Consider the following 7,427-nt stretch of genomic DNA (forward strand, 5'->3'; position numbering starts at 1 on the left):
TGGCTGCTGGAAATCGTTCAGGAGGCGACGGAACTTCCCCTCTGCCTGGACAGCCCTGATCCGGCAATTCTTGAAATGGCCTATGGGTTGGTAAAACAGAAACCGATGATCAATTCCATCAGCCTCGAAAAGGATCGTTTTACACCGATGATCAACTACCTGCAGGGCAAAGAGTGCAGAATAATTGCCCTCTGCATGGATGATTCCGGGATGCCGAAGAGTGTTGACGATATCGTTTCCAGAGCCACATCGCTTGTGGCGGAACTGGAAAAAATCGGTTTTACCCGGGATGATATTTTTATTGCCCCCCTTATCCAGCCGATGAGTGTTGATGTGACCAATGGACGAACCGCCATGGAAGCAATCAAAAGGATTATGACTGATCTGGAAGGGGTGCATACGACGGGAGGATTGTCCAATATCTCCTATGGTCTGCCCCAGCGCCGGATTATTAATCGCTGCTTTCTTGCCATGATGATCAGTCATGGTTTTGATTCAGCAATCATGGATCCCCTGGATCGGGATATCATGGCCATGACAGCGACAGCAGACATGCTGGCCGGCAATGACCAGTTCTGCATGAACTATATCAAGGGAGTTCGGGCGGAGAGGATTGTCGCCTGAATGGTTGAGAGTACCTGTGAGCAAAACAACCCGGGTCGGTTTATATCGGCCCGGGTTGTTTGTTTTTGAAATTCGGATCAGGATTCAGGTTTTATATTTAAACAGCAGTTCTTCCCTGCGTACTCCGATGGTGGCTTCACCGCCTCTCGTCAGTTCCCCAAAGAGAATTTCTTCGGTCAGGGTATCTCCTATTTCTCTGAGGATCAGGCGGCGCAGGGGTCTTGCGCCAAAATCCGGATCGTAGCCTTTTTTCGCCAGGTATTTACGGGCTTCACTGGTCAAGGTGATGGTGACCCGTTTTTCAGCCAGCTGGGTTTCCAGCTCCCTGATCAGTTTGTCGACAATTTTTTCCGTCGCCTCTTCATTGAGAGCGGAAAAAGATATTATGGCGTCGAGCCGGTTGCGGAATTCAGGAGCAAACAGTTTGTTGATTGCTGTCTGGTCCTTGCCTTTTTTGCTGGTGACAAAGCCTATGGAGTTGGCCGCCAGTTCTCTTGCTCCCGCGTTGGATGTCATGATAATGATGACATTTCTGAAGTCCGCCTTGCGTCCGGAATTGTCGGTCAGTGTTGAGTGGTCCATGATCTGGAGCAGGATTGAAAAAACATCCGGGTGGGCCTTTTCGATTTCATCCAGCAGCAGAACGGAATGGGGATGCTTGCGGATCGCCTCGGTCAGCAGGCCGCCCTGGTCAAAACCGACGTAGCCGGGCGGGGAGCCGATAAGCCTGGCCACCGCGTGTTTTTCCATATATTCGCTCATATCAAAGCGCTCGAAATGGATGTTGAGGGTGGCGGCCAGCTGTTTTGCCACTTCTGTCTTGCCCACACCGGTGGGACCTGCAAAGATAAAACTGCCTGTGGGGGATTCCGGGTTACCCAGTCCCGCACGGGATCTTTTCACAGCCCTTGATACGGCATCGATGGCTTCGTCCTGGCCGAAAACCTGCATTTTAAGCCTCTTTTCCAGCTCCTTGAGCTCGCTGATCTCTGAAGTGGAACCGCTTTTTGCAGGAATTCGGGCAATACGGGAGACAACTTTTTCCACATCGCCGATTTTAACGAGAGAACCCTGCCTGCCCTCCAGCCGGAAAAAGGAACCGACCTCATCCATGATATCAATGGCTTTATCCGGCAGGAAACGTTCATTGATATAGCGATCAGAAAGCTCTGCCATGGCCTTGACGGCATTCTGGGAATACCTGACATTGTGATGTTTTTCGTATTGGGGCTGAAGACCTTTAAGGATTTTTCCCGTGTCCTCAACGGATGGCTCCTCGATATCGATTTTTTGAAACCGCCTGGAGAGTGCCCGGTCTTTTTCGATCTGGTTTTTATACTCTTCATAGGTTGTGGAACCGATACATCGCAGGATGCCGGCCTGGAGGGCTGGTTTGAGCAGGTTGGAGGCATCCATGGAACCGCCGCTTGTGGCCCCTGCACCCACGATGGTATGCATCTCATCAATGAAGAGAATGGCGTTTTCTTTTTTCTCAATGGCGGAAACAACACCTTTGAGCCGTTTTTCAAAATCACCACGGTACTTGGTTCCTGCTACCAGGCTGCCCATGTCCAGCAGGTGGATTTCCACGTCCCGGAGGAGGTCGGGGACCACCGGTTTTCTTTTTTCCGCCCGGGCCACTTTGTCCTCATGAATTCTGAGGGCCAACCCTTCGGCCATGGCCGTTTTACCAACACCGGGTTCTCCAACCAGCAGCGGGTTGTTTTTCTTTCGTCTGCAGAGTACCTGCATGATCCGGTCGAGTTCTTCTCTTCTGCCGATGAGTGGATCGAGTTTACCTTCTGCCGCGTATTCTGCCAGGTTGATGGTGAATTCTTCCAGAATCTTGGCATCTTTCGTGCCCGGTTCCACAATGGGATCTTTAGGCGGTGAGGGAAGGGGTTCCTTCTGCAGGCCGTCCGCGGGAAGTTCATGGGAGATGAAATTAACTACCGCAACCCGTCCGATACCTACGGAAGTCAGAAAGTAGACGGCATGGGATTCATTTTCAGAGAGGATGGAAACAAGAACGTCACCACTGTCCACCTGCTGTTTACCGCAGCTCTGTACATGGGAAACAGCACGCTGGAGTACCCGGTTGAAGGCGATTGTCTGGGCGGGCTCTCCACCTGTTCCGGAAGAAAATTTCGGGATTTCCCGGATAAAGAATTTTTCGAGCTGTTCCTTGAGCACTTCGGTTGATCCGCCGCATTCCGTGATAATATAGCTGGTAAGATCATCGTGCAGCAGGCCGTAGAGCATGTGTTCAACGGTGACATACTCGTGATTGTGGTTTTTTGCTTCCCGTATGGCCCGGATCAGGGCTTTTTCCAGTGTTTTGCTCAGCATAGTCAGTTGGTGGTGTTTATTTCAATTTCCCTTTTAATAATCTTATACCTAAAATCAGCAATTGGCAAGTTTGGTGGAAATGTGATGCGTTCCATGGTAATACTTTGAAATCATGGTAAATAATATATAGATACCTTTGGTGGTGCAGGATTCAGGTTATACCATTTCCATGGAACATCGAAGGGGAAATTCATTCTTTTTAGCCAGTTCATGAACAACAGCGATTTTGGTTTCGCTGATTTCTCTCGTGTAAATCCCTGCTACTCCGACACCTTCGTTATGAACATTAAGCATTATTCGGGTGGCGTCAGGGGTTGATTTATGAAAAACTGTTTCCAGGATGGAAATAACGAATTCCATGGTGGTGTAATCGTCATTGTGAAGAAGCACCTTGTAGAGGCGTGGTTCCTTTATCTCCAGAATTTCCTCGGTTACCACCGAGCCCTGATGATCGTTATTGTTCTCTGCCATATTTCGCTGATGTGTCAAGTTGTTGAGGTGGATTAAGGTGAACGCTGAAAAAATAACACTCAATAAATGAATTTCAATGGGGTGATTGAGAGTAATTACCCTTTAGTGATTATTTTGTTTTCTCAACATTGAGAGAAAGAGCTCCTCCAGGATAAGTCCGGTCGGCAGGGGGGAACCCTTCATTTGGAATTCCGCCTCCAGAAGAAGTTCCATGCGATGTTTCAGTCCTTCAGGGCTGTACCTGGCCGCACTGGAAAAACTCATGAAAAGAGCATAGGGATGTCCTTTGAGCTGGTCCTGCCATTTTCCCATGGTCCGCAGTTGGGGCAGGTAGGAATTCTGAAATTCATTAGCGTTCATATTGGTCCGCCACAACGGTTGACCCTGGAGTTGCAGATGTTTGAATATCAGCATTTTTTTTAAAAAATTACGCATGGTAGCCAGGATAGCCAGCCCGTGAATCCCCTGTTCCTGCAGTCGGTTCAGGATCAGCATCACCCGTGCTGTCTGTCGTCTGTTGAAGGCATCGGTCAGCTCAAAGAGAGCGTTTTCCCGACAGGGACTGACCATCTCTTCCAGGTCGCTGCAGCTGATCATCTCCCGCTCTCCGGTGAACAGTGCCAGCTTTTCCATTTCCATGACCACCGCCACAGGATGAAAACCAACCCGTTCAAAAAAGAGTTCCAGGGCCCGAGGTTCAATTTTCTTGTTAAATTCGGTGAGTGTTCTGAGCATCATTTCCCGCAGAACTTCCTTCTGTTCTCTCAGGGCGGCGGCCCCTGCACCGGTGGCAACGGAACAGTCAACAACAACACAGTTTTTTTTCAGCCAGGTGAAAAGACGCTGGCGTTTATCCACCGTTTCGGCAGTGAGGATGAGTATATTTCCTGTCGGTAATCCTTTTTCCAGGGCGGAAATACACTGGTCCACCTGGTTTGCGGAACGGGGTTTTTTTGCCTCGGGGGGAAGGGAGGCCAGGAGTTCATCCGCCCATTTTACGGAATCGGCCGGTTTTGCGAAACCGAAAAGTTTTTTCCATACGCCTTTTCCTGTGTCACTGAGAGGTGCGGAGGAAGCCGGGTCAAGACCGGCAGTTCCGGCAAAGGCTTTGAGATGCTTTGCGGCCAGATTGTTTTTTCCTGCCTTGTTCGCCTGCATCGCTTTTTCCCAGAGGGCGGGCAGGGTATTTTTCGTATGAAAGAAATTGGAGTCGGAAACCCGGTAAATCTGCAGGCCGGGCAGGAGGCTGAAGCTGAGCAGGCGTCCCAGGGTACGGCCGAAATCTTCCTGTTCTCCATCGATGGAATGCACAGTTCCACTCTGTTTTTCCAGAAGTATTTCCTGCAGCCTGTCTGCCGATTTTTTACAGAGATACCGTTCTCCAAAAAAAAGATAGGCCTGATTGTTCAGGTCAAGACTGCCGGTTTCAATCTGTTTTTCCAGGTCGTTTCGTCTTATCAGTGTCATGATTTTCGAGATAGAGCATTTTGTGCAGGATGGCGGGCAGGGAACCGGGTTGAAGGTATTCCTCTCCCCTGTTCTTCTGAAAAACAGGAGCAGTTTCTCGACTGATGTCTTCCCAGCTTGTCTCCGGGCCGTTCTGGGCCACTATTTCAAAGAGAGCCAGGGAATAGGGATTGTTGATGGCTGCTTTCCCAGTCCCTACCGTTGCCAGTATATCCACTTCATTGTAAAAAAGATTATTGAGTTTTCTGTAAATCCTGATCCCTCCGCAGGACCCGATGCTGAGAAACCGTTTTTTTGCCAGCAGGGTGTCTTTCGTGATGTCGCCTCTTTTCAGGAGCGTTTCAAAGGGCTCGAAAAGCTGTTCATAACGCCAGTAGCTGTGGCCTCTCTGGACAAACATCTCCGAGAGATTTTCCAGAAACTGTTTTAAAATTATGCGCTGCAGGAGTTTGCCCTGGTAAAAAAAGACATCGTGGCGAATTTCAGTTCCCGCCAGTCTCTTTTGCCAGGAGAGTACTATAGGATTTTTCAGAGCAAGATGGAAGAGCTGATTGAGAACTGTGCCGGGTGTCTTTTTCGCGATGTTGAGGATCCTGTTCATGTCCATGGTTGTTTCTTTTAAGAGTTGGTTATACCTGCTGTCTATTGCCGGCCTGTAGCCTTTTTTTATCAGGAGCCGGCAGTAGGAGAGAAATGAGCTTCTGCCGTCATCGTCACGTTGAAATACCGAAAGGCTTTCCAGCCTGTGATCGCTCAGCCATTCCTGAAAAGGTGTGCGTATAAAGGGTTCCGGATCAATCCTTCCCCGTTCTTTCAGCATGGATGAGACCCTGTTCCGGGTTTTTTCAGACAGCAGGTGGCCATTATGCTGGAGGTAGTGCTGGAGTATCATCTGCAGCTGGGATGAGAGGACAGTCCTGTCACTCGCAATTTTTTCCAGCATCCTGTCCACCAGGCGGGAACGGGCGGTCTGTACAACTGTCTGCAGAAGCCGGGGGAAGGTGGCTGCAAAGAGAATCAGACTGTCCGCATCCCGGAAAGCGGAGTCGGCAATGAGGTCAATGATTTTTTTCTGTTTATCTGTTGATCTGGGAAAGAAGGGGACCAGTTTACCCTTCTGGGCAAGATTGGTGATAAAATTTGATGTGTGACTGTTGGCCGGGTCGGTTTGAAGCAGGAAAGTAAGCAGGTCATTATTAAATACCTTTTCAATGCGTTTTTTCAGGATCGGAACAACGATATCACGGAAGGAAGAATCATAAAAATCATTGCCGTAGGCCAGTAAAATGTAAAGATTGCCTCCTGTCAGTTCCATGGCTGTTTCCCGGCGGGCCCGCTCTGTTGCCAAGGCCAGAACAGCTACAGCCTCATTTTTTTTTCCGTCCGCCAGGGCGCGGTTAAAGCTTTTCCGGTATGCGACACGCGCCCGGTTGTGCAGTGCATTGAAAAGATCCCGTAACCTGTCGGGGGCTGTCCTGCGTAATTTGCCTATGCCGATTTCCTGGCCGAAATTGTCCGTGATATCATGGAGGTTGTTTATTCGCCAGATGATTTTTTCCGAGCTGTTACAGTATGCATTGAGCAGTAATTTTTTTTTCTTCCCGGAAAAGGAGGTAAAGCGGAGTTCCCTGTCGTCTGGCGTCAGGGAAAAAAAATTCGTCAGCCATGCCAGGGCCCCATGTGGTGTCAACCCCGGCGTCATGAATACGGCCCTGCTGTTCCAGCTTGCGGCAAAGGAAAGTAACCCTATTTTTTTCAGTCCTTTGCGGGCTGTTTTCGGGTCCATTCCCGGAATTCTGCAGAGTTGTTCGGCCGAACGTTTCTGGCTGTCGGTCAGGGAGTTCAGCAGGGAGATTGTTGTGTCCAGAATGTCTTCTGAAACTCCGGGCAGTTGTAGAAAGGCGTCCACCGCCCACCGGCCTGCTTCGTCAAGTTCGAGAATTTGGTCGGTGAGGGGAAAGAGCAGTCGGGCATCTGTCATACGTATCTTGAGAAGGCTTGACAGGGCGTGACTGGTGACAAAGGAGTGGTTTTTTATTTTCTGCAGGAATCTCCAGGTAAGATCAGTGTCCGCTCCGGGTTGTTTTACAAATGAAGCCAGAAGAGCGGTGGTGGCAAAGGAAATTTTTTCGGTCTGCAATCGGGAAAGCGTGTAGTCCAGCCTCTTTTGCCCAATGGATGGCAGGGTGCAGAATATTCTGAAAATAAGGAGATTGGTGTAGGAGAGGGCGCGGATTTTCTGCTCAGTGTCTTTTTTTATCTGAACCCCCTCAACCGAGGGTTGTACCGCTGCAGTCGGGATTTTCATTGGCTTTTTGTGGCTGAGCAATAGTGGCCGGCCATGCTGGTTTACAGCTGTTTTTTCACCCACTGCTGTTTTGTACATTGCCACCGCTTTATCGTATGGTGTATCTTCAATGGAGCAGATTGCCGTCCTGGTGGTTGTGAGGGATAGAAAGAACAGTGTGAAAAGAAGATATATGAACGGGGTGAGTTGTTTCATTGGATACTGTTTT

5 protein-coding genes are annotated in these 7,427 nt (G+C 49.4%); 1 reads left to right on the forward strand and 4 read right to left on the reverse strand.

The features are described from left to right. Positions 1–624, forward strand: a 624-nt coding sequence (locus ACXLDX_RS01610; protein WP_457575439.1) for a dihydropteroate synthase, incomplete at its 5' end; no start/stop codon positions are given. Positions 625–708: 84 nt separating this feature from the next. Here the strand turns inward: ACXLDX_RS01610 and clpA are convergent. The 4 genes from clpA to ACXLDX_RS01630 form a co-directional block, all read right to left on the reverse strand. Then, entirely contained in the window at positions 709–2,973 is a 2,265-nt protein-coding gene (clpA, locus tag ACXLDX_RS01615; protein ID WP_457575440.1) for an ATP-dependent Clp protease ATP-binding subunit ClpA, read from the reverse strand. 156 nt (positions 2,974–3,129) lie between these two features. Next, positions 3,130–3,444: an ATP-dependent Clp protease adapter ClpS gene (gene clpS / locus ACXLDX_RS01620; protein WP_457575441.1), complete on the reverse strand. Its 315-nt coding sequence runs from the start codon at positions 3,442–3,444 to the stop codon at positions 3,130–3,132. 102 nt (positions 3,445–3,546) lie between these two features. Continuing rightward, the gene (gene holA, locus ACXLDX_RS01625; RefSeq protein WP_457575442.1) at positions 3,547–4,911 is read right to left on the reverse strand and encodes a DNA polymerase III subunit delta; all 1,365 of its coding nucleotides are present in this window, start codon (positions 4,909–4,911) and stop codon (positions 3,547–3,549) included. Beyond that, positions 4,871–7,427 (reverse strand): hypothetical protein (locus ACXLDX_RS01630; protein ID WP_457575443.1); only part of this gene is annotated, 2,557 nt, incomplete at its 5' end. The genes holA and ACXLDX_RS01630, both read right to left, overlap by 41 nt.

It is taken from the genome of Desulfomarina sp. (assembly GCF_054039375.1).